The organism is Streptomyces hokutonensis (assembly GCF_000376565.1).
In the GTDB taxonomy this organism is placed as follows: Bacteria; Actinomycetota; Actinomycetes; order Streptomycetales; family Streptomycetaceae; genus Streptomyces; species Streptomyces hokutonensis.
Genome location: NZ_BARG01000052.1, coordinates 190,988 through 215,919, shown reverse-complemented (window position 1 = coordinate 215,919; position 24,932 = coordinate 190,988). Strand labels below are relative to the sequence as shown.

Genomic DNA, 24,932 nt, shown 5'->3' with positions numbered 1-24,932 from the left:
TCATGACCTCGACCGACACGGCAACGGCCCTGCCCGACCGGCAGACGCTGCCCGCTGAAGAGCGCCACGCCACCGAACTCGCCTTCCTCGCCGCCCACGACGAGGGACCCCGCCCGCCCGGCTGGCGGCTGACGCCGCGATCCGTCATCACCTTCGTGTGCGGCAGCGCCGGCGAAGCCCTCAAGCTGCCCAAGCCCCACGAGACGCTGCCCCGCGAACTCGTCATAGCGCCCAAGTTCGTCGGTGAACGCGCCCTGGTGGAGCGGTGCGTGGTCACGCTCGCCGGGGAACGCGGACTGCTGCTCGTCGGTGAGCCCGGCACGGCCAAGTCGATGCTCTCGGAGCTGCTGTCGGCGGCCGTCTGCGGCACCAGCGCGCTGACCGTGCAGGGCACCGCGGGCACCACCGAGGACGCCCTGCGCTACGGCTGGAACTACGCGCTCCTCCTCGCCCAAGGACCCACTCCCCAGGCGCTGGTGGACTCGCCCGTGCTCGGCGCGATGCGCTCGGGACTCGTGGCGCGCGTCGAGGAGATCACCCGCTGTCTGCCCGAGGTGCAGGACGCGCTGGTGTCGATCCTCTCCGACCGCCGGATGAGCGTGCCCGAGCTGTCCGGCACGGACGAGGCGCAGGTCGCCGCCGCCCCCGGCTTCACCGTCATCGCCACCGCCAACCTGCGCGACCGCGGGGTGTCGGAGATGTCCGCCGCGCTCAAGCGCCGCTTCAACTTCGAGACGGTGCACCCGATCGCGGACGTCGACGCCGAGACCGCGCTCGTGAAACGACAGGCTGTCGCGGCCGTCGAGCGGGCGGGCGCCGCCTTCGACGTCGACGACGCGGTGCTCGACGTCCTGGTGACCGTCTTCCGTGATCTGCGGGCCGGGCGTTCGGCCGAGGGCTGGGACGTGGAGCGTCCGGGCACGGTGATGTCCACCGCGGAGGCGGTGCAGGTCGCCGTCTCCCTCGGGGTGGCCACCGCCTACCTCCCTTCCGGGGACCCCCTCGACCTGGTGCCCGGCCATCTCCTGGGCGTGGTCCGCAAGGACGATCCCTCCGACCACGCGCGCCTGTTGGGCTACTGGGACGGCCCGGTGCGCCGCCGCGCCGAGGACGGCTCCGCGACCTGGCGCCGCCTCTGGGACCTGCGGGAGAACCTTCGGTGACGATCGCTCAGGACCCCAGGGCCGCGCTCGACACCCTGGCCGACTCCGTGGTGCCGTACCTGCTGGGCGTACGGCACCACAGCCCGGCGCTCGCCGCCGCCGTGCCCGCGCTGCTGGACGCGGCCGGTGCCGAGGTGGTGTGCGTGGAACTGCCGGTGGACTTCCAGCCGTGGCTGACCCATCTCGGCGCGCCCGGCACGCTCGCGCCGGTCGCGCTCGCGGGTGCCGGTGCGGACGGACGGCTCGGCTTCTACCCGTTCGCCGACTTCTCGCCCGAACTCGCCGCGGTCCGCTGGGCGCGGGAGCGGGGCGTGGAGGTCGTCTGCTGCGACCTGCCGATGGCCGACGCGCGCTGGCACGCGGAGGGGCCCGAGCGCGCCGAGGCGCCTGACCGTCCTGCGCCCATTTCCTTCGCGCAGGCGCTCACCGCGGCCGGGACCGGCCGTGACGGGGACGACCTGTGGGACCGCAGCGTGGAGGTCCTCGCCCCCGGCTGCACACCGGAGTCGCTGCGCCGGGCCGCCCTCGGCGTCGGCTGGGCGCTGCGCCAGGACGCCGAGTCGTCCGGCGGTGTACCCGCGGTGGACCTGGCCCGTGAGGCGCACATGCGGGAGACGATCGCTCTCGCGGCGGCCGGCGGACGCCGGGTCGCGGCGGTGATCGGCGCCTTCCACGCGTCGGCGCTGACCGACGGCGCGGGGGTGGAGGGGACAGCATCGGTGTTCCCCGGGGAGCCCTCGTCCGTCGTCACCTCCCTCGTCCCGTACGCGTTCGATCTGCTGGACTCCCGGTCCGGGTATCCGGCCGGGATCCGCGACCCGCGCTGGCAGCAGGCGGTGTTCGGCGCGGCGGGCGATCCCGAGCTGCTGTACGACGCCGCCGCGCGGGCCATCACGGGAGTGTGCCGGGAGTTGCGCGCGGCCGGGCACACGGCGGGGACCAGCGAGGCCCGGGAGACGCTGCGGGTGGCCTGCGACCTCGCTCGGGTGCGCGGGCTCCCCGCACCGGGCCGGGGCGAGGTGCTTGAGGCGCTGACGTCCGTGATGGGGCAGGGCGAGCCGCTCGGCCGGGGCCGTGCTCTCGCTCGGGCCCTGGAAGTGGTCCTCGTGGGCACCGAACGCGGACGGGTCGCGCCGGGCACCCCGCGCTCCGGGCTCGGCCCTTCCGTCGAGGCCGAACTCGCCGCCCTGCGACTGCCCGGCCCGGACGACCCCTCCCCGCGTGAACTGCGCCTGGACCCGCTCCGTTCGCCCCTCGACAACCGGCGCGAGATCCTCCTCCGGCGGCTCGACGTGTGCGGGGTCGGATACGGCGAGCCGGTCGAGGTGTCCGGTACGGGCGACGCCTCCGCGCTCACCACGCGGTGGCGGCTGGCCTGGGTGCCGTCCGTGCCCGTCCGGCTGGACCTGGCCGGGGTGCGGGGCGTGACCGCCGCGCTGGCGGCGGAGGGGACGCTGCGGGAGACCTTCCGCAGGGAGTCGGCGGACGGCGGCCCCACAAGTGCCCTCGTCCTGACGGGACTTCGGGACGCCGCCCGCTGCGATCTGCCCGCCCTGGTCGGCCAACGGCTGGCGGAGGCGGCCGAGGTGCTGCCCGCCTCCGCGACACTTCCCGAACTCCTCACCGGACTCGACCTGTTGGAGGCGCTGCGCCGGGACCACCTGCCCGGCACCACGCCCGAGTCCCGGCAGGCGGCGGGCGTGCTCGCCGCCGATCTGCTGGAGTCGGCGGTACGGTCCCTGCCGGGTCTGGCGGGCAGCGACGACCCGGAGGAGGCCGCCGCGCTCGTCGCCCTGGCCACCCGCGCCGCCGACCACCGCCTGGGACTGCGCATGGACGAGGCCCTCGGCGGTCTCGCGCACACCGGCTCGCCCCTCGTCCAGGGAGCCGCTCTCGCCTGCCGGGTCCTGCTCGACCTGGACGACGCCGACGCGCTCGGCGCACGGGCGGCCGGTTGGATCGACGCCGCCACCGGCCCCGACGGACGGCACGCGTTGGCCCGCAGGCTCGCCGGGCTGCTGACCGGGGCCGCACCACTGCTCCAGTCGGCGCCGACCGCGCTCGACCCACTGCTCGACCGGGTCGACACGCTGAACGACCAGGCGTTCCTCGACCGACTGCCCGCGCTGCGCGGCGGCTTCGACACCCTGTCCCCGGCGGGCCGTGACCGTCTGCTGAACACGGTCACGGAGCGGCTGGGCGATCGCCTCGACCTGTCGCTGTCCGCCTCCCCGCGCCTCCTGGCCCTGTGGGCGGCGGCGGACGAGGCCGGCCGTACGGCCGTGGAGGCCCTGCGGGCGGCACGCCCCACGCCCCGACCCGCCGATGCTCCGGAGCCCGAGACCGCCGCCCCACGGCCCGTGCCGGCTCCGTCGATCGATGACGAACTCCGGCTCACGCCGACGGACCGGTGGCGGCTGCTCCTCGGCAGGGAGAGCGACAAGTTGCCCGCAGGCGGCCGCCGTTACGCGCACGCCCTCGACGAGCTGTACGGCAGGGGTCGCGGCGAGGGCTCCTCGGACCTGGGCCGGGACGGCGGCCCCGGCGGGCAGGACACCTCCTTCCCGACCGCGCGCGAGTGGGCGGAGGAACTCCAGGCGCTGTTCGGCGCGGAGGTGCGCGAGGAGGTCCTCGCCCGCGCCGCCGATCAGGGTCGTAGCGACGTACTGGCCGAGCTCGACCCCAAGTCCGTACGTCCATCGGTCGATCTGCTGACATCCGTGCTGTCGTTGGCGGGCGGGATGCCCGAGCAGCAGCTGGCCAGGCTGCGCCCGCTGGTGCGCCGGCTGGTGGACGAGCTGGCCAAGGAGCTGGCCACCCGGCTGCGGCCCGCGCTGAGCGGACTGGCCACGCCTCGACCGACTCGCCGTCCTGGAGGGCGGATCGACCTGCCGCGCACCCTGCGCGCGAACCTGGTCCATGCACGCAAGAGGGCCGACGGCAGCACTCTGGTCGTGCCGGAGCGGCCGGTGTTCAGCACTCGTTCGCGCAAGGAGGCGGACTGGCGGCTGATCCTGGTGGTCGACATGTCCGGGTCGATGGAGGCCTCCGTGATCTGGTCGGCGCTGACCGCCGCCGTACTGGGCGGAGTGCCCACGCTCAGCACGCACTTCCTGGCGTTCTCGACGGACGTCATCGACCTGACGGACAAGGTCGAGGACCCGCTGTCCCTGCTGCTGGAGGTGCGGGTGGGCGGCGGTACCCACATCGCGGCCGGTCTGGCCCACGCCCGATCCCTGGTGACCGTGCCCAGCCGGACCCTCGTGGTCGTGGTGAGCGACTTCGAGGAGGGCTATCCACTGGGCGGACTCCTGGGCGAGGTACGGGCACTCGCGAGTTCCGGGGTCCACCTGATGGGCTGCGCAGCTCTGGACGACTCCGGCACCCCCCGCTACTCCGTGCCCGTGGCCCGGCAACTTGTCGCGGCCGGGATGCCCGTCGCCGCCCTCAGTCCTCTCGCCCTCGCCCGCTGGGTGGGCGAACGCCTTCGCGGAGAGTCCCGATGAACCCCGAACTGCCCCCGGTGGCGCCCGAGGTGGCCGCTGCCGCCGTGGAGGCCCTGACCTCCCGACTGCGCAAGAAGCTGGACGCCGCGATCGAGACGTACGTGGCCGCACCCGTCACCGTCGAGGGTGCCGTGCGGCGGGTGCGGTGCGGTGAGGACGCGGAGGTCGTCCTCACTCCGGGTCCTTCCGGGGCGGTCACGGACGCCGGGGAGGCCGTGTGCAGTTGTCTGTTGGCCCCGAGGTGTCTGCACCTCGCCGCTGTGCTCGGCGCGTGTCCGGTGGCGGACGCGGAGACGGCCGTGGCGCAGGAGGTCGGCACTTCTGCGGAGGTCGAGCCGCCCGCGCAGGACACCGTCGCGCCCCCGCCGCAAGCGGGCCCCACTGATGCGCAGTTGACCGCCGCCCGCTCGCTGTGGGCCGCCGCGGCCGCCGTTCTGGCCGCCGGGGTGCCCGCCGCGGGCGCGGTGGCGCAGGCGGAGCTGCTGCGTGCCTCGCACACCGCGCGACTCGCCGGGCTGCACCGTGCGGAGGCGGCGGCGCTGCGGGTGGTCCGCGGCCTGCGGGGCGCACGGTCCCGTCACGACGGCCACCGGCTGGCCGACCTGGTCGCCGATCTGCGTGAACTCCTGTTGACCACGGGCCTGTTGGCGGCAGCCGATCCGGCCCCGGCGCTGGTCGGAACCGCCCGCCGCAGCTATCGCCCTGAGGGCGCGCTGCGCGTGCACGGGGTGTGCCGGGAACCGGTGATCTCCGCCACCGGTTACGGCGGGGTGGTCACCCATGTCATGTCCGACGACGGGCGCTGGTTCACCGTCGCGGACGTGAAGCCGGGGGGTGCCGCCCGTGCGCGCGGAGCCGCCACGGCCACGGTCGCGCTCGGTTCGGGCAGCGTCGACCATGCCGGGCTCTCCCGTGGCGGGCTGCTGATCTCGGGGGCGACGCTGTCCTCGGACGGCCGTCTCGGCGCCGGCAAGGGCGTCCGGGCGACACCGGTCGCGGGCCGGTCCTGGTCCTCGGGCCCGTTGGCCGCGCTGTTCGCCCGGCCGCTCGCCGAGGCCGTAGCCGCCCGGCTCGGGAACGCTTCGGTGAGCGATCCGGAGGGGGCCGAGCGGACGGCCGGTGAGCTGATCGGCTGTGATCTGGTCATCGTCGGAGTGGTCGAACAGCAGTTGCTCGCCCAGGAGTTGACCTCCGGCCGGGCGGACCCGGACGGTCTCCTGATCCGCCTCCTGCCGGCCAACGGTCACCCCGACCTCGCCCACACCGCGAACCTTCGCCGACTGGCGTCCCGCCCCGGGCTGAGACTGCGCGTCGTCGGCCGCCTCGATCCCGATCGCGCGGCCACACTCCGGCCGCTCGCCGTCGGCCCGGCGCCGGAAGCGGACGAGACCACGGCGACAACCCTGCGGCTGCCCACTGAGTGGCAGGGCCATGCCGATCTCGGCTACGACCGCATCGAGGGGAGCCATCTGCCGCCCGCCGACGCTCTCTTGGAGACGGCCGGGCTCCCCCGCATCCCGTCCGACCCGGTGACCGAGGCGCCGTTGTGGCGGCTGCGGAGGTTGGTCGAGGTCGCCGTGTCCGGTGGGCGCAGGGCCGCCGCCGAGCCCGCGCGCGACGGCGACCGGGCCGGGGCCGTCGTAGCGCTGCGGCGCGCCGGTTTCCGGACGGCCGCGGACCTGTCGCACGCGCTCGCCGCGGAGGCGGACCGGCGTGGGCGCGATGTGTTCGGCCGCACCGAGGAAGCGGACCCGGACGGGTACGCGCGCGCGTGGCTCGCCGCGGCGGTCTACCTGGCCGGGACCGAACGGGCGTTGGTCCGGGCCACGTGGGAGGGGCCGGACGCCGCCTGACCGCCGGGCCGGTCGCCCAGGCGCCAACCGTCGTACGACACCTGAACCGTTCCCGGAACGGGGCCGGGCCGGCGTCCACCCCGGATGGACGCCGGCCCCACCGTCCCGACGGGTGGGGACGGGCGCGCTGCGTCACCTGACGTCGACGAAGTCCCCTGCCGCCGTGGCCGGGCCGGTGGTGGGCGTACCGGCGAAGACGAAGCGGAAGTAGCCGTCGGCCTTGGCCTTGGTGGTGGTCTTCAGGCTGCCGCCGATGCCGCTGTTGACGGTCTTCAGGGTGGTGTAGACGGAGCTGCCCTTCTTGCGGAACTGCAGCTGGACCGGCCGGTCCTGGTAGCCGGTGTAGCTGCCGCTGTCCCAGTTGGCGCGGCTCAGCTTGCCGGTCACCGTGATGGTCCTGCCCTTCTTCACCGGCTCGGGCGAGGCATTGACGGTCACCTTGGCGTACCGCTTGAAGTTCGCCGTGCCGGCCTCGTCGATCTCCGTCCATTCGTCCGTGGTGTCCTGCGCCCCGGCGAGCACCTTCCAGGCTCCGGCGAGGCCGTTGTGGTCGAAGGCCCGCGCGGCGTCCACAGCGAGGTTCACCTTGCACGTGGAGGTGGTCGGGTCCGCCGACGACACCACGCATGCTCCCGTCGGCGGGTACAGCGGGAGGACGCCGTCGGCGTCGTCCGTGTTGGGGCCGTGCCACAGGTAGGCCCAGGACGCGGCAACGCCCTGAGGGTCGTGGGCGGTCCACGTGATCGTGACGGTCGTTCTGGTGGTCAGGCCGAGCACGATGTCCTTGCCTCCGTTGACCACGACGTTCGAGAACGTGGTGTCGTCGGCGACTGCCCTGTCCGCCGCCCGGGCGGTGGCCGGAAGCATCGATGCGGAAAGGGTGGCTGTCAGAAAAGTGATGGCGACGGCCGGGCGCATACGCATGAGGTCCCCCCTTGGGACGCTGGGTCCGCCGCCTCCCCAAGCGTCGGACCTGATGGTGTGTCATCGGGGGCTAGACCCATGAGGGCAGGCCACGGTTGCCCCATTCACCCCTGGCAGGTCACCACCACTCCTGATGTAATAGGCGAAACAGGGAACCGTTACTTACATCGGGAGGGGCTTTGTCTTTCAGGAACACGGCTGAAGCCGTGGAAGCGTGGGTCCACGGCTGGGCCCTTTCGCGTGGCGCGGCCGAACCGGCGCCCAGCGCCTGGGGTTTCACCATCGATGTCGGTCTGTCCCAGCACGTCATGCGCCACGTCCTGACCACCGCCGACGAGCCGACCGTCCGCAAGATCACCGAGGACGCCACCGCCCCGAACGTCTGGCTGAAGGCGTTCGTACCGCCGGAGACGCTCACCCCCTGGCTGGCCCCCGGCTGGTCCCTGTCAGCCGGTCCTGGCTTCCTGATGTCCGGCCCGCTGCGCGCCTCCGGCGCCGAGGTCCCCGGCGGCTACCAGTTGCGCACCTGGAGCCGCGCCGGTGTGACCCGCGCCCTGGTGCGCACCCCGAACGGCGCCTTCGCCGCGCGCGGTCAGGTCGCCGTGACCGGCTCCACCGCCGTCGTCGACCAGGTGGAGACCGACCCGGCCCACCAGCGCCGCGGCCTGGGGCGCGTGGTGATGGCCACGCTCGCCGATGTCGCGGCCGGGCAGGGGGCCACCGTCGGCGTGCTCGGCGCGACGCCGGACGGCCGGGCCCTGTACGAGCGCGTCGGCTGGCGGGTCCTGGCCCCGCTGACCAGCGCTGTGCGAGGCCCGGACCCGCTGGAGGCATGAGCGCGAGCTGTAGGAACGCCCGCGCTGTCCTGCCTCCCGGTCATTCACACGTCAGCGTGGGCGTCCCCCAGTCGCCGTGGTCGTTGCCGTTGCCGTCGCCCGCGTCGCCGACCTTGAGGTCGAGCACCTGGGCGCCGCTGATGTCGACGTCGATCGGCACCGCGGCCTGTTTGCCGTGGATCGTCGGCGTGGTGACCAGAGTCTTGCCGTCGGCGATCACCGAGAACGTCACCGTGCCCGCACCGTTCGTCTCGTCGTCGACGCCGACGGACGCCGTCAACCGCGAGCACTGTCCGGCGAGGTACAGCTCGACGTCGCTCACGGAGTTGGTGCCCAGGCCCTTGGCGTAGCCGACGCCCGCGATGGTGATCGGACGGCCGTCACCGGCCGCCTGCTCGCCGACGCTGGTGTCCCGTTCCACCGGGCCCCACCCGTTGGTGGACGACAGGAACGGCAGACCGCTCACGTCGCTCTGTCCGGCGGGCGGAGCCGGCGGGATCCCTCGGACGATGCGCTCGTCGTCGCCGACAGCCTGCCGTCCGTTCTGCCGGTAGTGCACCGTGGCGGTGAGTGCCGAGGCGGACGGCAGCGTTCCGGCCGGGGGCCGGACCTGCCAGGTGAAGGTGGCCGAGGTGCCGGGCCGCAGGCGCTCGACCGACTCGGGGCTCGTGGCACTCACGCTCCAGCCGTCCGGCGCCGCGAGCGAGGCCGTCAGTCCGGAGGCGGGCCGTCCGTCCTTCGGCACCCGGACCGTCGTACGGGCGGTGAAGGCCTGTCCCGGCTGGGCGGTGTCCGGCACGTCGAGGGTGACGTCCGTCCCCGGGCGCTTCGGCATCGCGTAGGTCCGGGCGTCGTAGCGCGGGCTGTCGTTCTGTGCGACGCGCAGGGAGGAGGCGTAGCTGCCGTAGTCGGTCAGTGAGACCTGGCCGAGTCCGCCGGTGCTGCCGTCGAGGTTCCACACCGCGATGGCGATGCTGTTGTGACCGTTCGGGTTCAGGATGCCGTTGGGGACCGGGAAGGTGTGCTGCGGGCCGAGGTAGTTGACGTAGTTGCCGACCTGCCAGCCGTTCACGAAGATCGTGGCGCGGTACTTGCGCGCCGGGTCGTCCGTGAATGTGAGCCCGAGCGAGGTGTCCTGACCGTGCGGCAGGTCCAGCTTGGCGTCGGTGCGGTACCAGGAGACGCCGGGTGTCGTGTCGGTCGTCGGGAGGGTCACGCGGTTCCAGTCGGCGTCCGGGTAGCCCGGCAGGGACCAGCCGGCCCGCTCGCCGTAGAGGCCGCCCGTCGACAGTGCACCGCGGACCGTGTCCTGGAGGTCTTCGCCGCCCCGTACGCCCTGGAGACGCCAGGTGACGGACGTCAGCGGCGCGCCGACGAGGGAGGCGCTGGTCAGGCCGCGCGCGGCCTTGTTGCCGTTGGTGGAGTTGTAGTCCTCCTCGTGTCCCATGTTGACGGTGAGCACTGAAATGACGTTGTCCCCTTGGGACTTCAGCGCGTCGGCCGGGAAGGTGAAGTCACCGCTGCCGGTGGTGGAGCTGCCCAGGAAGGTCCCGTTGAGCCAGACGGAGAACGCCTGCGCGTCTCCTCCCGAGTCCGAGACCAGGTGGATGCCGGTCTCCTTGCCGGTGGCGCGGAAGCGGCCCCGGTACCAGGTGTTGCCGGTGTGGAAGCCGTAGTCGTCGGCGTAGAGCACCGGCAGCGAGTTGACGCCGGAGACGCTGTTGGTGGTCGCCTTGTCGGCCACCTGCCAGCTGGTGTCGTCGAAACCTGGGGCCGCTTCGGGGGATTCCTCGGCGTGCTTCCAGTTGGTGAGTGCCGGCAGGTTCACGGGAGCGGCCACCGGGATCTTCCCGGTGAGGCTCCCCGTGTCGGTGGCGAGGGCGCCCAACGCCCTCCCGTTCCAGGTGACTTGAGTGGCGGAGGTGAACACCTCGATGTTCTTGTCGTCGGCGTTGTCGCCGGTGAGCGCCACGGTGCGGCCGCCGCGCAGGCTGGTCGCCGTCCGCAGCAGGTGGGTGCCGCGCACGAGAACGGGGCCGCTCGCCGTGTCCTGGCGCCAGAAGGTCTCCGCCGTGGCCTTGTCGCCGACCAGCAGAAGGAGCGGGCGCTTTCCGTCGCCGCTGATGCTGATGCGGATCAGGCCCTTGTGCGTGTAGTTCAGGCGGAGGTCGCCGGTGGACGGGTCCCAACTGGTCGTGACCGTCCCGCCGTTGGCGGTCACGGTGGGCTCGGTGGTGTAGCGGAGGACCGTCTCACCGTCGCTGTCCTCGTCGCCGTAGAGCACGGCGACGTCCCGGTTCCCGATGGTCGCGTTGGTCATGATCTCGGAGGTCGAGTACTGCAACTGGGCTTCGCCGAAGCGGTAGTTGGCCACGATCACGTGGGAGTCGCGTCCGTCGAGGGTGATCGCGGTGCCGGGCTGCTGCGGTACGACCGGGTAGGTCGGCTCCGCGGCGGAGTCGCCCGTCGGTACGTCGATGGCGTCTACGGCCACGTAGTTGTCCGTGGATCCCGAGCTGTGGCTCCCGGCGACGACGATCTTCAGCGTGTGCGCGCCGGGTGTCAGGCCGGTCTTCTGGAAGAGAACCGCCTGGCTCTCGCTGCCGGAGTCGTCGACCGTGGCCACCTTGGTGCCGTCGAGGTAGACGTCGGCGTTGCCGTGGTTGTTGGTCTTCGAGCCGATCCAGCGGATCGCGGTGCCGTCGAAGGGAACGGTGAGGGAGTCGCCGGCCGTCTTCGAGAAGGACTCCGTGTGTTTGTAATCGCCGCCGGTGTAGCTCGTGTTGGCCACGTGCGACCACGAACCGGCGTACTGCAGCGCGGAGTCGGGGTCGTCCCAGGTGTAGGTGGTGTCGGCGGACGGGACGGCGTTGAAGTCCAGGGAGATGTGGGTCTTGTCGACCGCCGTGGAGGTGGAGTTGCCGTGCCGCAGGACGTGGAACTGCGTCTTGGTGTCGGGGTTCATCCGGGCGGTGTCCACGACCGCCGAGTCGTCCGGTGGTGTGGTCCTGATCGCCTCGGTCTTCGTCAGCGGAGCGACCGACTGCGTGAAGTACCCGATGAGCTTGTCCTCGTAGTACTTCGGGTCGAGCTGGCGGGTCTCCCGGATCGCGGCCCCGTAGTCGTACGACGTGTAGTTCTGCGGCATGCCGAGCCAGCCCCAGTTGGTGCCGCCGTAGGTCATGTAGAAGCTCTGTGCGGTCGCGCCGACGGCGATGTTCTGCTTGTAGAAGACGTTGGCGAACTGGTCGTTGATGAGCTGGGCGCACTTGTCGTAGCCCGGTCCGCCCCACGGGTCGAAGGCGCCGCCCTGGAACTCCGGTGAGTAGAGCGGTTTTCCGGCCGGGTGGTCGTAGCTGATGTCGGGGACGCCGTTCCACTTCGCGGGGTTGGAGCAGTTGAAGCCCTGCGGGTAGGAGTCGGGGCCGTCGACGTCCAGGGCGCCGGTACCGGAGTTGAAGGTGCCGTTGTTGTTGCCGGTCAGCGGGACCGTGATGCCGTCCGCGCGGGCCTTGTCTTCGAGGTGCTGCATGTAGGAGCGTCCGGCGGCCGAGCCGTTGTAGTACTCGTTCTCGACCTGATAGGCGATCACCGACCCTGTGCCGTTGGTCAGTTGGTGGCGGGCGATGATCCGGTCGATCTGGGTCAGCCACTCGTCCGCGTACTTGAGGAACTGCGGGTCGTCGCTGCGGTTGTTGCCGGCCTTGGTGCTCAGCCAGCCGGGCAGTCCGCCGCCGTCGACCTCCGCGTTGATGTACGGCGCCGGGCGCGCGATGACGTAGAGCCCGGCCTCCTGGGCCATGTCGAGGAGCTTGTCGACGTCCCGTACCCCGGTGAAGTCGTAGACGCCCGGCTTGGGCGAGTGGTAGCCCCAATCGAAGTACAGGGACGTGGAGTTGAAGCCCGCGGCCTTCATCTTCTGGAAGATGTCGCGCCACAGGTCCGGGCTCGGGAGCCGGAAGTAGTGGAACTCGCCGGACCACAGGTAGGTGCGCTTGCCGTCGACGAGGAACGAATAGCCGTCGAGGGTCACCGTGTGAGCCTGCGGAGTGTCGGCGGCGTCCTGACTGACGGCGGGCGCCTGCTCGCCGATGTCCTGCGCCACCGCCGTGGCCGGCGCGGTCATGCCCGCCGCGAGGGCGATGGTCGCGGCCGTCGCGAGGACGGACCTCCACCACCGGCGCCGACCGGGTCTCGCACCTTCCGAACCGTTCCGACTACCCCGCACGGCGGCCTCCAGACCGACTGGGCGAACAGCATCAAACAGACTCAGGCAAAGCCGAACAGTAAAGGTGCACAGGCCTCACCACAATGGGGCGGGAGAAGACAGTTGAGGGACCGGTTCCCGGGCTCGCGTCCGGGAACCGGTCCGGCGTCGTCAGGACCGCCAGTGCCTCAACTCACCGCGCTACTGGCCGAATCCGTATGCGAACAGGTGGTCGGCGCCCGACGAGCCCGTCACCGGCAGCGTGATCGACGCGACCTGCTTGGACGCGTCCAGCGGGACCTTGGTGGCGAAGACATAGGCCTTGACGTTGTCCCGGCCCCCGCTCCCGGTGTTCCGATAGGCGGTCGTGACGGCCGTCGTGTCCCCTGGGAGCGGCGTGCTGCCGCCGCCGTTGAGCGTCCAGTCCGAGAAGCCGATCGTCGCCTGCGAGGTGGTGCCGTCGGTGTAGGTGACGGTCACCGTGCCCGAGACCCCGCTGCCGTCGGTCGGCGCGTTGGTCGCGGTGCCCAGCAGGCCGAGCGACGCACCGGACACGCCGGCCGGCATCGGGATGGTCTGGCCGGCCATCTCCAGGTTGTCCAGCTGCCCGGACGTCACCGTCGGCCAGGTGTAGGAGATGCCGTCGGCGGTGACGGTGGAGCCGCTCGTGACACCGGCAGCCGACAGGGCGTTCTGCGAGAACGCCCAGCCGTCGTTGTCGAATCCGCCCGAGAAGGAGGTGCCGTCGGGGTAGATGCCCTCGTTGGTGGCATACGGCCACAGCGCGCCGGCCTTGGCCACGGCCACGCGGAGGGTCGCCCCGCTCAGTGCCGTACCGGTGCTGTGATCGGTGAGCGCGAAGGTGACCGGGTAGGTTCCCTCGCTCGCACCCGCCGTCACCTTGACCTTGGCCTCGGCGCTGCCTGTCGCGGGGACCGTCAGCGAACCGGACGACGTGTCCAGCGTGACGCCGGAGGGTGCCGTCGCCTTCCAGTCGACCGTGACGGCAGTGCTGCCGAGGTTGGTGAGATCGAGCGTGCCGTCACCGGACGCGCCCGGCTGGAGCACCAGGCCGTCACTGGAGGGACCGGTCGCGGCCAGCACCCGGCCGCCGCCCGTGGTGTCCGAGGGCGGTGCGGCCGAAGGGTCGGACGCCCAGGCCTTGTTGGGTACGGTGCCGAGCGTGAAGTCGAGCGAGCCCGCGCCCTGGAACTGCTGATAGCTCAGCCAGGAGCTGTTCCACGCCTTGCCCTTGACGGCGAGCGACTGTACGTACGGCGCGTCGGGCGCGGCCTGCGGTGCGTTGATCCCCACGGTCCTGCCGCTGCCGAGGGTCACCTTGGCCACCGGGAACGCGGGGCTGCCGAGTGCCAGGGTGTCCGTGCCCGGGGTCTCCGGGTACATACCGAGCTCGGACCAGACGTACCAGGAGCTCATCGCGCCGAGGTCGTCGTTGCCGAAGGAGCCGACGGGCGCGTTGAAGTACAGGTTCTGCTGGGCGTCGCGCACGGCCGCCTGGGTCTTCCAGGGCTGGCCCGTGTAGTCGTACTCCCAGGGGATCTCCACACTGGGCTCGTTGCTCAGGTCGGCGTCGGTGTTGCCGGGGCGGGTGATGTTGTCGAGCAGGCTGTCCAAGTAGGACGAGTACGCCGTGTTCCCGCCGCGTGCCTGGATGAGCTGGCGCAGGTTGAAGGGGACCATCGGCGTGTACTGCGCGGAGGTGCCCTCCACGAAGCCGTTGGAGGTGCCGGGGGTGAAGCCGCCCGCGAACTGGCCGTCCTTGTTCTTGGCCTGCATATAGCCGGTCTGCGGGTTGAAGACGTTCATCCAGTCCTGGGCGCGGGTGGCGAACTTCGCGTAGACGGATGTGTTGCCCAGCGACTTCGCGAAGGCGGCGATGGCGTAGTCGGCGGAGTCGTATTCGAGTTGGGTGGAGACGGGGCCGTAGAAGTTGCAGCAGTTGTAGTCGTTCTCGTCGAGCGGGAGATAGCCCTTCGCGTCCCGTACGGACTCGCCGGGGCGGTCGTTGTTCGGGACGGTGGCCTCGTGCTGGAGGGCCGAAAGGGCCTTGGCCGTATCGAAGTTGGTGGCGCCGAAGGCGTACGCGTCGGCGATGATGCCGGCTGCCGGGTCGCCGACCATGACGTAGCTCTCGCCGTTGTTCGAGGCCCACTTGGGCAACAGGCCTGTCTGGTCATAGCCGTTGAGCATCGAGGTGACGACGTCACCGGCGACCTTCGGCTCGACCATCGCCATCAGCTGCGTCTGGGAGCGATAGGTGTCCCAGCCTGAGTAGTTGGCGTACTGGGCCTTCTGTCCCTTGGCGAGCGTGTGGATCTGGTTGTCCATGCCCATGTACTGGCCGTTGTCGTCGGAGAAGACGTTCGGGTGCAGCAGCGCGTGGTACAGCGCGGTGTAGAACTGCGTCTGCTGGTTCGAAGTGCCGCCGCCGATCTGGAGCTTGGTCAGCACCGTGTTCCAGGCGTCGTGATTGGCCTGTTCGACGGCTGCGAGATCCCACTTCTTGATCTCGGTGGAGAGGTTGTTCGCCGCTCCGGCGTCACTCGTGTACGAGATGCCGACCTTGGCGTTCACCGTCGGGTTCGAGGTGGTGTCGAAGGTCAGATACATGCCGTTCGCGCCGGTGGTGGGCGGCTGCGCGGCAGCGGATGTCCGCGGTGCGGCACTCGCTGCCGGGGACGGCGTACCGGAGTGCTTGTTCGCGCTCGTGTGGATCGTCGGGGCGGGCTTCGCCGGGACGGTGAAGTGCTTCTCCTTCAGCGGCGCCGACTTCGTCTTCTGCGGGGCCGGTTGGACCTTGCCGGCCTTCAGGGACTTCGCGTCGGGGGTGATGGTGCCGCCGACCCAGGTGCCGCTCGCGGCGAACGGCCGGTCGAACTTGATGTCGAAGTGCAGCGTGTATCTGTTGGCGGCGCCGCAGAAGTGACCGCTGTCGATCGCGCCGCTGATCTCCTGGCTGTTCACGACCTGGACGCGGGTCCCGTCGATCTGGGTGGCACCGCCGCTGAGCTTGAAGAGCAGGTTCGCCTGCTGCCCAGCGGGGAAGGTGAAGCGGCCGAGGCCCGCGCGGGTTGTGTCGGTCAGTTCGGTCTTGACGCCGTTCGCGTCGGTGACCTTGTAGTAGCCGAGCCCCGCCTGCTCGTCGGCGTGACTGAAGCCGGCGGACGTGGTGCCGAGGTCGCCCGACAGTGCGCCGGTCACGGGCAGGACGGGCAGGTCGCCCGCGACGGGGCAGCCCGGGCCCGAGATGTGGGTGAGGCTGAAGCCGGAGATCTTCTTGTCGTTGTACTCGTAGCCGCCGCCGTCGGGGCGGTCTGGCGTCGTGTCCGGGCCCCACTGGACCATCCCGGCCGGCATGTCGGGGCCGGGGAAGGTGTCCACCGCACCGGAGGTGCCGATGAGGGGGTTGACGAGGGACGCGGGGTCCGTCACCAGGGCCGGCGTCGCGCCGCTCGCGGCATACGCGTTGCCCACTGCCGGCAGTGGCAGAACGGCCAGGCCCAGGACGCAGAACAGGGCCGAATACCGGCGGGATCTCTTGCTGTCACGTGGCGCGGCTGAATGTCGGGGTCTCACCATCGGTTGCCTCCGCAGCAATTCGTGCCTGGCAGAACAGATGCCGACGCACCGAGATCCCGGAACGCCGACGACAGGCAACAGTTCCGGTCGCCCTCGACGGCCTGACAACGTTGCCATGCACGAGTGTCGAGTGAAACGTGTGCGCTGATGGCATGTCAACGAGGCCAACGGGACTTTCTGAACGCGAAGTTCACCCAGGGGCGCGTGCGGCGGCGGCACCCCAGGGGGGCGCACGGGTTCCGGGACGCGCGGACCCGCCTTGCCCTTGTGTGCAAACCCAGACGCAAACACGTCGAGCCGACGGCTTACCTCTCGGAGTGGTCGCACAACCGGCAGGCGCGGCAATGGTTCCGGCAAGAATCCCCCAGCACTGGGTCATCCTGACGCCATGGGACGCCCATTCCCTTGTTCGAGTACGGCTCGTGGATCATGCCGTCCCGCGGCCGAGGCGTCCGGTTCGGCCGAATGGAATGGGCGCCCCGCATTTCAAGTCGGGCAGCCGCACCGGGTCGCAATTTCCCCGCTCTTCGGCCACCACGTTTCGTGAACTGCCGTGCGGAGTCAAAGTGGTTGGCCATCCTGACCTGACGCTCGTGCCGACACTCACCTCGTTGTGGTGCAGCGTGACGACGAACTCCTCGGTTGGCACGTCGATGCTCGACGCCGCTTTTCGTCGAGGTCGGTCGTATACCGCGCAACACGCTCACCGCGGACGGGAGTTTGCACGACGAGATGTATATGGTGCGCGAATTCAGGATCCCGACGAATGGCGCACTTGAGCGTAAGTGGCCTTCCTGGACTCGATCACTCTTCGGAGCTGCCGGCCTCGGCGGGCGGACAGTGGGCGGGAGGCCGTCCCCGCCAACTCGGCGATGACGACGAGGACTTCGTCATCCAGACGGCCACCACCCGCCCGGTCGAGCTCGGCCAGCCGTTCACCCGCTGGTCGCTGCGCAGGCTGGTCGCCTACCTGCACAAAGTGCACGCCCGTGTGATCAGCCTCGGCCGTGAGGCGTTACGGTGCCTGCTCGCCCGCCGCGGCGTCCCCTTCCAGCGCACCAAGACCTGGAAGGAGCCCCCGGACCGCGAACGGGAGATGGAGCTGGACCGTAGCGGGCACATTCTGGACCGCTTCCCGGACCGGGTGTTCGCCTTCGACGAGTTCGGCCCGCTGGGCATCCGGCCCACCGCGGGCTCGGGCTGGGCCGAACAACGGCGTCCCGACCGGGTGCCTGCCACCTACCACCGCACCCACGAGGTGCGCTACTTCCACGGCTGCTACTCGGTGGGCGACGACCGTCTGTGGGGCGTGAACCGGCGCAAGAAGGGAGCCGTGAACACGCTGGCCGCGCTGAAGTCGATCCGTGCTTCACCCCGACCTACGCCTCGTGGGCGAACCCGGTCGAGGCGCACTTCGGGCCGCTGCGGCAGTTCACCATCGCCAACTCCCAGCACCCCAACCACACCATGCAGACCCAGGCCCTGGCCGCCGAGCGCAACGAACGCGCCCGCATCCGAAGCGAGAAGGGCATCCGCTGGAGCGGCCGCCCTCTCAAAGCCGCAGCCTGACCGCAACCCGGCGAACCTGCGCGGTCACAGCACTGGCCCGGGGTGGTCATGTCTACGCTGGCGGCGTGACGTTGGTGTGGGTTACGGGCAATTCAGGGACTGGTAAGTCCACGGTCTGCAGGGTGTTGCGAGCGCGTGGCTACGTCGCGCTCGACGCCGACGAGGACGGCTTCAGTCGCTGGATCGACCGGACCAAGGGCGACGTCGTGGTGGATCCTCCGTATCCGGTTCCTGGGGGCTGGCTCGACCGATACGGGTGGGCGATCGTCCGTGAACGCGTTGAGACCCTCGTCGAGGAGTCTCGTTTCCACATCGCGTTCTTGTGCGGGTCGGCGGAGAACGAGGCAGACGTCCGCGATCTCTTCGACCTCACCGTGTGCCTGGTGATCGACGAGGAGACCCTCCGCCACCGGCTCGCGACCCGCACTACGAACCCGTTCGGGCAACATCCCGAAGAGCTCGCAGCGGCCCTGAAGTGGAACCCTCGGATGAGAGCGATCTACGAAAGCCGTGGCGCGACGATCATCGATGCATCCAAGCCGGTGACCGAGGTGGTGGGCAGGGTGATCGACGCAGTTCAGGGGCTGACAGGGTCCACCCGCCACGACCCCGGACCCGGCGAACCTATGCGGCCAGAGCACTAGGCTTCACCGTCATCGGCGTCGTCGCTGTCCTCGTCGCCCTTGGCGCTCGCAAGGGCCCACACGACGAAGGCGAGAAGTACGGCACCCAGGATCGCTGTCCCGAGGTGACCCTGGACGATGCCGATGATCAATAACCCGGCGGCAAAAGGCACTATCAGGATCATGGCGCACACGCTGACCTCCGGAAATGGCATCGGTCCCGGCTGTGCAGGGTGCTGGCGTTGACGCCGAGCTACTCGGCGACCTCCGAGGCCGGCCTCCCGGTCTCGATCACGACACGTAGAGCACCCTCGCGGAACTCCGCATCAGCGGAACTCCGCATCATACGAGCGTTGCGACGATTCTCTCGGTACGGTCACGGGCGCTTCTCGGCGGCTCTCGCGAAGCGTGTCTCGGTGGTCGCGGCGGCGACGGCAGCGGAGACGGCCAGGAGGCCGACGACGAGTGGGAGTCGGACGGACACGCCGGTCAGCGAACCGGCCAGTGCCGTGCCGGCGGAGCCGGACGTGATCTTCAGGGCCGCGACCCAGATGAAGACCTGGCCGCGCGCTCCGCTCGGTGCGTACTCCGTGCGGGCCGCGAGGGTGGAGGCGAAGAAGCAGGTGTTGAGGATCCCGGTGAGGGCGTAGGCCGCGACGGACACCGCGAAGGCGGGGCTCGCGGTGACGGTGAGGAGGCCGGCGACGACGCCCAGGGCGAGGCGGCGCATCAGCCGGTCCGGATCGCCGGTGAGAGGGCGGACCATGACCGCTATCGATCCGGTGAGATTGCCGAGGCCGTACGCGGCGGTCAGCAGGGCCGCGGTGGCCGGCTCGGTGCCGAGGATCTTCGTCAGGTGGACCGCGGTGATCGGCAGCGCGGCGACACTCAGGGCGACGACCATCGTGAGGTAGACGGTGCGCCGAAGCCGACCCGTCCGGGCTATCAGCGCGAGGGTCGCTCCCGGCTTGAGGATCGCCGACCTGTCGCCACCGTGCGACGGCGCACTGAACGGCAGCAGCAGGACACCGCCCGCCGCCGTGGCCGCCCCGGCCGCGAGGGCGAGAGCCGCCGCGGTGGGCGAGACCCAGCCCGACAGGGCGGCCACCAGGGACGGGCCGACAGTGCCGCCGATGCCGTAGGTGGCCACGTCCCAGCCCTGGGCCCGGCGCTGCGTGCGCAGTTGGGGTCCGACGATGGCGGGCAGCCGGCTGCTGATGCCGCCGGTCAGCAGCGGCCCGCAGGCGCCGGCCGTGGCCAGCAGCAGCGCGGTCAGTACGACAGGTGCCTGACCGTACGTCAGCACACCCGCGGTCAGCGCGGTGGCGTACAGGAGGCAGGCCGCCGCGATGACCTTGCGGCCGTCCCCGGCGAGGTCCAGCGACCTGGCGACGAAGGGTCCGAGCAGATGCGGGGCGGTGATGCACGCGCCGAGTACCCCGGCGAGCGTCCCGGAGCCGCCGGACGAGGTGACGAGCAGGACGACGGCGACCACCGCTCCGCCGTCGGCGGTGCGGGCAAGGGCAGCGGCGACGACGTAGCGCGCCAGGCCGCCGACGCCCCCGCCCCCTCCGGACGAAGGCGAGTCCTCCTCCCGCGACCTCCGTGAACTGCTCGCTGTGCGCTGCGAGTTCACGCCGTTCGCGCTCAGGAGGTCAGCCCGAGGGTGTCCAGCGCGGCGACGACCTCCTGGCGGGCGGTCTCGTCAAGACCCCGCAGCGGAAGCGGCAGGTTCGGTTCCCCTGTCAGGCCGAGGTGGGCGGCGGCGGCGGAGATGACGCGCAGGCTGCCGTGGCGGCGGAACAGGGCCCACAGCGGCTCGAGTTGAGCGGAGAGGTCCACCGCCGGGCCCGCGTGGCCGGCCTGGGCGGCACGGGTGACGGCGAGCGCGGTCAGCGGGAAGGTGCCGCCGATGACCGAGTACCAGGCGTCGCACCCGGCGTTCAGACCGCGCGCGGCCGTCCAGTCCCCGCTCACTCCGATGGTGACGGTGTCGGGGATCAGCGCGCGCAGCGCGGCGACCCGGAGTTCGGCCTCGCGCGGGTCGTCGGGCACACCGGGGATCTTGATCGAGCCGATGTTGGGCAACTGCGCGATACGGCCGTGCAGTTCGTCGGTGAAGTGGACGTGCGTGGTGCCGGGGTTGTCGTAGACGCACAGCGGTACGGAGAGGTCGCGTGTCACGTCCTCGTACAGGCCGAACACCTCGTCCTCGGTGAGCGCCTGATACGTCATCGGGGCGAGCAGCAGTCCGGAGGCGCCCGCCCGCTGGGCGTCCTCGGCCAACTCCCGCACGTGGGAGGTGCGCAGCGCGCCGATGCCGACGATGACGGGCACCCCGTCGGCGGCCTCGACCGCGATCTTCGCGGCGTGGGCGCGCTGTTCGCGGGTGAGGTAGGCGTAGCCGCCGGTGGAGCCGAGCGCGCCGATGGAGTCCACGCCGGCGGCGGCGAGCCGTGCGACGAGCGCGGCGTACGCCGTTTCGTCGATGCCCTGCTCGTCGGTGGGCGTGAGGGGGAAGGCGCTCAGGCCGCGGAACATGATGACTCCTTGCTCGGGTGGGACGTTCGTGATGGTCAGTTGGCCGCTGTCGAGCGCAATTCCTCGACGACCGCGGCGAGTTCGGCGGCGAAGGCCTCGGCCTGCGGCTCGGTGACGGTGGAGGAGGTGACGCGGATCGCGCCCCGGTGGGCGGCCGGGTCCGGCGCGAAGAGGTGCCCGGGCCGCACCGCCCAACCCCGTTGCGCCAGGGCCGCGGCCGCGGCCCGTCCGTCGACGTCGAGCTCGACCCATACGTTCAGTCCGTCAGGCTTGTGCGGGACCTCGATGCCCTGCGCGTGCAGCCGCTCGACGAGCAGGCCGCTGCGCCGCGCGTACAACTCGCGGGCCCGTTCGTGGAGTTCATGGACGCGGGGATCGAGGAGGAGTTCACGGGTGACGTGCTGGAGCAGGCGGCTGACCCAGGTGGTGCCGGCGCTCAACCGCGCTTCCAGGCGCGCGGCGGTCTCGGCGTCGGCGGCGACGAGGGCGAGTCGCAGATCCGGTCCGAGGAACTTGGACACGGACCGCACCAGCGCCCAGCGTGAACTGCCCGGTGGTGTGATCCGGTGGTACGGCCGCGCGGAGACGGCCGAGAAGTGGTCGTCCTCGATCACGAGGACCTGGGGGTACTCCGCGAGGATCGCGCGCAGGTCGGCCGCCCGTTCCTCGGTGAGGCTCACGCCGGTCGGGTTGTGGGCCCGGGGTGTGCAGACGACCGCGCGGGCGCCGGCTTCCAGGGCAGCGCGCAGGGCGTCGGGGCGCAGGCCGGCGCCGTCGACGCCGACCGGTGCTGTGCGGTAGCCGTTGAGGCGCAGGGTGCCGATGCTCGCCAGGAAGCAGGGGTCCTCGATCGCCACCAGGTCCCCGCGGGTGAGGTGGGCGTTGAGGAGCCGCTCGGTGGCGTCCACCGCTCCGTGCGTCACCAGGGTGCGGAACGGTTGGTCGATGTCCTCGGCGAAGTCGGCACCGGCCCAGGCCTCCAGGCCGGCGTCGATGGCGGGCGCGCCGTACAGCGGCGGGCTGTAGTCCCCGCGCCGGGTGGCGGCCAGGATGTCGGGCAGCAGCCGCGGGTCGGGGTTGCCGCCGGCCAGGTCGACGCAGTCGGCGCCGACACCGACGCCTTCGCGTGCGAGCTGCGGCACCGCCGCGACGACCGTGCCGCCGCGGCCCCGGGTCTCGGCGACTCCCGCCTCGACAAGGCGCCGGTACGCGAGGGCGACCGTGTTCCGGTTGACGCCCAGCTCGGCCGCGAGCGTCCGCACCGGGGGCAGACTCGTCCGCGGCGCCAGCACGCCCGAAGCGACCTGGTCCCGCACGCTCCCCGCGATCTCGGCCGCGGTGACGCCCCTGATAGCCACGTGATCAGCTCCACCCGAGGAGAAGGATTCGTCCGAGCAGCAGGATTCGCCCTATGCCAAAGTTTGTCCTATGCCAAACATACGTCACGGACGACCACCGGCGCCACGTGCGTTCGTCGAGCCGGTGGAAACCCTGGACGTCGCCGGGGCCCGCTGGTTCCCTGACCGTGTGCGTCAATGCCCGGGGGAAGCGGGGAAGCATGGACAGCACGTTGATAGCGGCGCTCATCGGCGCTGCGGGCGGCGGCATCGCCACGGCCGCCGGTGGACTGCTGCGCACCCACAGCAACGCCCGTACGGCGGCCAGGCTGATCTACGCCGAACTGACCAGGAACAGCACGGCAGTTGCGTACTACCGCAGATACGGGCACTGGGCGGCGCCCGCGCCGAGCCGTACCGCGTGGGACGACCACGGGCCGCTGCTCGCGCGCAAACGCGACAGCGGGATCTTCGAAGCGGTACTGCGTGGCTACGAGGCCCTGGAGGCAATGCCGTTCATCACCGGGGACACGGTCTCCGAGGAGGCTCGCGAGGATCTGGCCCGGGACGCCGTGCAGCGGTTGGTGCGGGCGATCACGGAGATCGGCGAGGTGGCCCGGATCTCCAAGGGCCAGATCCGGGCGTGGACGAGCCGACTGGAACTGGTCGAACGCAGCGCCAGTCCGCTGGAACCCGCGCTGCTGCGCTCCAGCGTGGTCCCGCTGCTTCTGCTGGAACGGCTGACCGACCAGGCCCCGCCGCAGTTCGTCTTCCGCCGTGCCGAGGTGTACGTCGAGGAGGGGCGCGTCGTACGGAATCCGGACCTGGCGTCGGCCGACGACGTGAAGCACGTGGTCTTCGACGCGCGGTGGGGGACGGATCTCAACCGCCTTTCCACGGTGGCCCGTTCAACTGGTCACGGTCCGGTGGGTGACCCGGCCGTCGACGAGGCGTACGAGGGGCTGGTGGCCGCGTCGAGGTTTCTGCGGGAGGTCTTCGGCCGCGAGTACGTCGCGAGGCCCGGGGAGGGACCGATCGCGGCGGTCGTCCACTACGACCGGAACTACAACAACGCGTTCTGGAACGGTGAGGTCCTGGTCCTCGGGGACGGCGACGACCAGATCTTCACGCGGTTCAGCAAGTGCGTCGACATCATCGGCGTCGAGGTCTGGAAGGGACTCGGCGAACTGAGCCTTATCCCCTACTACGGACAGACCGGCGCCCTGCGCAACTCGATCTGCGATGTCTTCGGAGTACTGCTCAAGCAGTACACGCTGGACCAGACCGTGGAGCAGGCGGACTGGCTGCTGGGCGCCGGGCTGCTGGCTCCCGGCATCCACGGCGACGCGCTGCGCTCGCTGAAGGATCCCGGCAGCGCCTACGACGACGCCGTTCTGGGCACCGACCCACAGCCCAGGACGATGGAGGGCTACCAGCACACGGAACGCGACAACGGGGGCGTGCATCTCAACTCGGGCATCCCCAACCACGCGTTCTACCTCCTCGCCGAGCGGCTGGGCGGCAAGGCGTGGGAGCGGGCCGGGCAGCTCTGGTGGGAGGCCCTGACCAGCGCCGAACTCGACGAGCACGTACAGTTCGCCGACTTCGCCCGCCTGACGGCCTCCGTGGCGCTCCGCCTCTACGGCGAGGGCGACGAGCATCGCGCGGTTCTCGACGCGTGGTCCGCTGTCGGAGTCCTTCAGTAGGCGCGATGGGTGCGGGAGTTTTCTGCCGGTAGCGATCCGCGTGCTGCCGAGCTGTCCTGATCGGCCCGCCCTTGCCAGGGTGAGGGCATGACTGCGGGTGTGGGTTTCAGTGGTGAGGTCGCCGAGTTCTACGCGAAGTACCGACGTGGCTATCCGCCCCCGGTCATCGAGGCCCTGCGGGCGGCCTTCGCGCTCACCGCCGACGACATCGTGCTCGACCTCGGATGCGGCACGGGTCAGCTCTCTCTTCCACTCTCCTCCCAGGTCCGTTCCGTCATCGGCATGGACCCGGAACCGGACATGGTGCGGCTCGCCGCGGAAGCGGCCGCGGCGCAGGGCGTGCGGAACGTGACATGGGTGCTGGGCGCCGACAGCGACATCCCCGCGGTGGGGACGCTGGTCGGGCAGGGCTCCCTGGCGATGACGGTGATCGGGCAGGCCCTCCACTGGATGCGGCACGAGGAGCTCTTCCGTACCTTGGCGCCCCTGTTCCGTACGGGCGGCGGCATCGCCGTGGTGGCCAACGGCACACCGTTGTGGCAGCAGGACTGTGCCTGGTCACACGCCCTGCGGGCCTGCCTGGAGGATCACTTCGGCAGGAGGCTGGAGGCAACGTGCGGCACCGCAGCGCACGACCGGCGCCGATACGCGGACGCGCTCCGTGCCGCCGGGTTCACGGACGTCGGGGAAACGGTGATCGACTACAGCGACGAGCTGAGCGTCGACGAAATCATCGGCGGCGTCTACTCCGCCATCTCCGCGGACAAGCTGCCCAGGCAGGAGGACCGGCCGGCGTTCGCCGAGCGGATTCACCGGTCGCTCCCGCCCGGCCCGTATCTCGAGAGCGTCCGGGTTTCCGTACTCCTGGGCCGGGTGACGTGAGCTGACGGTGCATCATCCCGGGGGCGGGATCGCGCGGTCGACGAGTCAACTCCTTGATGCCGCGCGCCTTTTCACCGTTCGACCCCCTCGACGCGCCCGCACCTCACACACCACTCCCGCGACGTTCCATCCCACCCCTCACACCCACAACATCCGAGGTCAGCGCGGTGCAGCGGTTCTCACCA

Annotated in this window: 14 protein-coding genes and 1 pseudogene; 8 read left to right on the top strand and 7 right to left on the bottom strand. The window is 71.0% G+C overall.

Annotated features, from left to right (window positions below):
- Positions 1-2: 2 nt before the first annotated feature.
- The 3 genes from SSP08S_RS32170 to SSP08S_RS32160 are packed head-to-tail and all read left to right on the top strand — an operon-like array spanning position 3 to position 6,522.
- Positions 3-1,163, top strand: coding sequence for an ATP-binding protein (locus SSP08S_RS32170; protein ID WP_019071778.1), 1,161 nt, complete (start codon positions 3-5; stop codon positions 1,161-1,163).
- On the top strand, positions 1,160-4,669 hold the full coding sequence (locus tag SSP08S_RS32165) for a vWA domain-containing protein (RefSeq protein ID WP_019071777.1): 3,510 nt from the start codon (positions 1,160-1,162) through the stop codon (positions 4,667-4,669). The genes SSP08S_RS32170 and SSP08S_RS32165 overlap by 4 nt, the downstream gene beginning before the upstream one ends.
- Positions 4,666-6,522, top strand: a complete 1,857-nt coding sequence (locus tag SSP08S_RS32160; protein WP_019071776.1) for an SWIM zinc finger family protein — start codon at positions 4,666-4,668, stop codon at positions 6,520-6,522. The genes SSP08S_RS32165 and SSP08S_RS32160 overlap by 4 nt, the downstream gene beginning before the upstream one ends.
- A 132-nt stretch (positions 6,523-6,654) precedes the next feature.
- Here SSP08S_RS32160 and SSP08S_RS32155 read toward each other — a convergent pair whose 3' ends face one another.
- A complete protein-coding gene (locus tag SSP08S_RS32155) occupies positions 6,655-7,446 on the bottom strand; it encodes a hypothetical protein (protein WP_102133449.1) in 792 nt (263 codons plus the stop codon).
- A gap of 206 nt (positions 7,447-7,652) precedes the next feature.
- On the opposite strand from SSP08S_RS32155, the gene SSP08S_RS32150 reads away from it, so the two are divergent.
- Entirely contained in the window at positions 7,653-8,282 is a 630-nt protein-coding gene (locus SSP08S_RS32150; RefSeq protein WP_019071774.1) for a GNAT family N-acetyltransferase, read from the top strand.
- Positions 8,283-8,322: 40 nt separating this feature from the next.
- Here SSP08S_RS32150 and SSP08S_RS32145 read toward each other — a convergent pair whose 3' ends face one another.
- Entirely contained in the window at positions 8,323-12,408 is a 4,086-nt protein-coding gene (locus tag SSP08S_RS32145; protein ID WP_019071773.1) for a beta-galactosidase, read from the bottom strand.
- Positions 12,409-12,690: 282 nt separating this feature from the next.
- Entirely contained in the window at positions 12,691-15,984 is a 3,294-nt protein-coding gene (locus SSP08S_RS32140) for a lectin (RefSeq protein ID WP_019071772.1), read from the bottom strand.
- A gap of 943 nt (positions 15,985-16,927) precedes the next feature.
- On the opposite strand from SSP08S_RS32140, the pseudogene SSP08S_RS58770 reads away from it, so the two are divergent.
- Positions 16,928-17,658: pseudogene (locus SSP08S_RS58770) on the top strand (COG3415 family protein); the annotation flags it as partial.
- Positions 17,659-17,723: 65 nt separating this feature from the next.
- The gene (locus tag SSP08S_RS32130; protein WP_158697232.1) at positions 17,724-18,302 is read left to right on the top strand and encodes an AAA family ATPase; all 579 of its coding nucleotides are present in this window, start codon (positions 17,724-17,726) and stop codon (positions 18,300-18,302) included.
- Here the strand turns inward: SSP08S_RS32130 and SSP08S_RS62610 are convergent.
- From SSP08S_RS62610 to SSP08S_RS32110, 4 genes are all read right to left on the bottom strand, one after another.
- The gene (locus SSP08S_RS62610) at positions 18,299-18,466 is read right to left on the bottom strand and encodes a hypothetical protein (RefSeq protein WP_086022023.1); all 168 of its coding nucleotides are present in this window, start codon (positions 18,464-18,466) and stop codon (positions 18,299-18,301) included. The two genes, SSP08S_RS32130 and SSP08S_RS62610, sit on opposite strands and share 4 nt — an antisense overlap.
- Before the next feature lie 191 nt (positions 18,467-18,657).
- The gene (locus SSP08S_RS56285; protein ID WP_245607996.1) at positions 18,658-19,917 is read right to left on the bottom strand and encodes an MFS transporter; all 1,260 of its coding nucleotides are present in this window, start codon (positions 19,915-19,917) and stop codon (positions 18,658-18,660) included.
- 11 nt (positions 19,918-19,928) lie between these two features.
- Positions 19,929-20,822, bottom strand: a complete 894-nt coding sequence (locus SSP08S_RS32115; protein ID WP_019071768.1) for a dihydrodipicolinate synthase family protein — start codon at positions 20,820-20,822, stop codon at positions 19,929-19,931.
- A 35-nt stretch (positions 20,823-20,857) separates the two neighbouring features.
- Entirely contained in the window at positions 20,858-22,180 is a 1,323-nt protein-coding gene (locus SSP08S_RS32110) for an aminotransferase class I/II-fold pyridoxal phosphate-dependent enzyme (RefSeq protein ID WP_019071767.1), read from the bottom strand.
- A gap of 200 nt (positions 22,181-22,380) precedes the next feature.
- On the opposite strand from SSP08S_RS32110, the gene SSP08S_RS64265 reads away from it, so the two are divergent.
- Positions 22,381-23,865, top strand: a complete 1,485-nt coding sequence (locus SSP08S_RS64265) for a M4 family metallopeptidase (protein ID WP_019071766.1) — start codon at positions 22,381-22,383, stop codon at positions 23,863-23,865.
- An 87-nt stretch (positions 23,866-23,952) separates the two neighbouring features.
- Positions 23,953-24,747 carry a class I SAM-dependent methyltransferase gene (locus SSP08S_RS32100; RefSeq protein WP_043259814.1) on the top strand — a complete coding sequence of 265 codons (795 nt, stop codon included), beginning with the start codon at positions 23,953-23,955 and terminating at the stop codon, positions 24,745-24,747.
- Positions 24,748-24,932 lie beyond the last annotated feature (185 nt).

Coding starts and splice junctions, on each gene's coding strand:
- SSP08S_RS32170 (WP_019071778.1), top strand. CDS start 3: ATGACCTCGACCGACACGGCAACGGCCCTGCCCGACCGGCAGACGCTG.
- SSP08S_RS32160 (WP_019071776.1), top strand. CDS start 4,666: ATGAACCCCGAACTGCCCCCGGTGGCGCCCGAGGTGGCCGCTGCCGCC.
- SSP08S_RS32155 (WP_102133449.1), bottom strand. CDS start 7,446: ATGCGTATGCGCCCGGCCGTCGCCATCACTTTTCTGACAGCCACCCTT.
- SSP08S_RS32145 (WP_019071773.1), bottom strand. CDS start 12,408: ATGACCGCGCCGGCCACGGCGGTGGCGCAGGACATCGGCGAGCAGGCG.
- SSP08S_RS62610 (WP_086022023.1), bottom strand. CDS start 18,466: ATGATCCTGATAGTGCCTTTTGCCGCCGGGTTATTGATCATCGGCATC.
- SSP08S_RS32115 (WP_019071768.1), bottom strand. CDS start 20,822: ATGTTCCGCGGCCTGAGCGCCTTCCCCCTCACGCCCACCGACGAGCAG.
- SSP08S_RS64265 (WP_019071766.1), top strand. CDS start 22,381: ATGGACAGCACGTTGATAGCGGCGCTCATCGGCGCTGCGGGCGGCGGC.
- SSP08S_RS32100 (WP_043259814.1), top strand. CDS start 23,953: ATGACTGCGGGTGTGGGTTTCAGTGGTGAGGTCGCCGAGTTCTACGCG.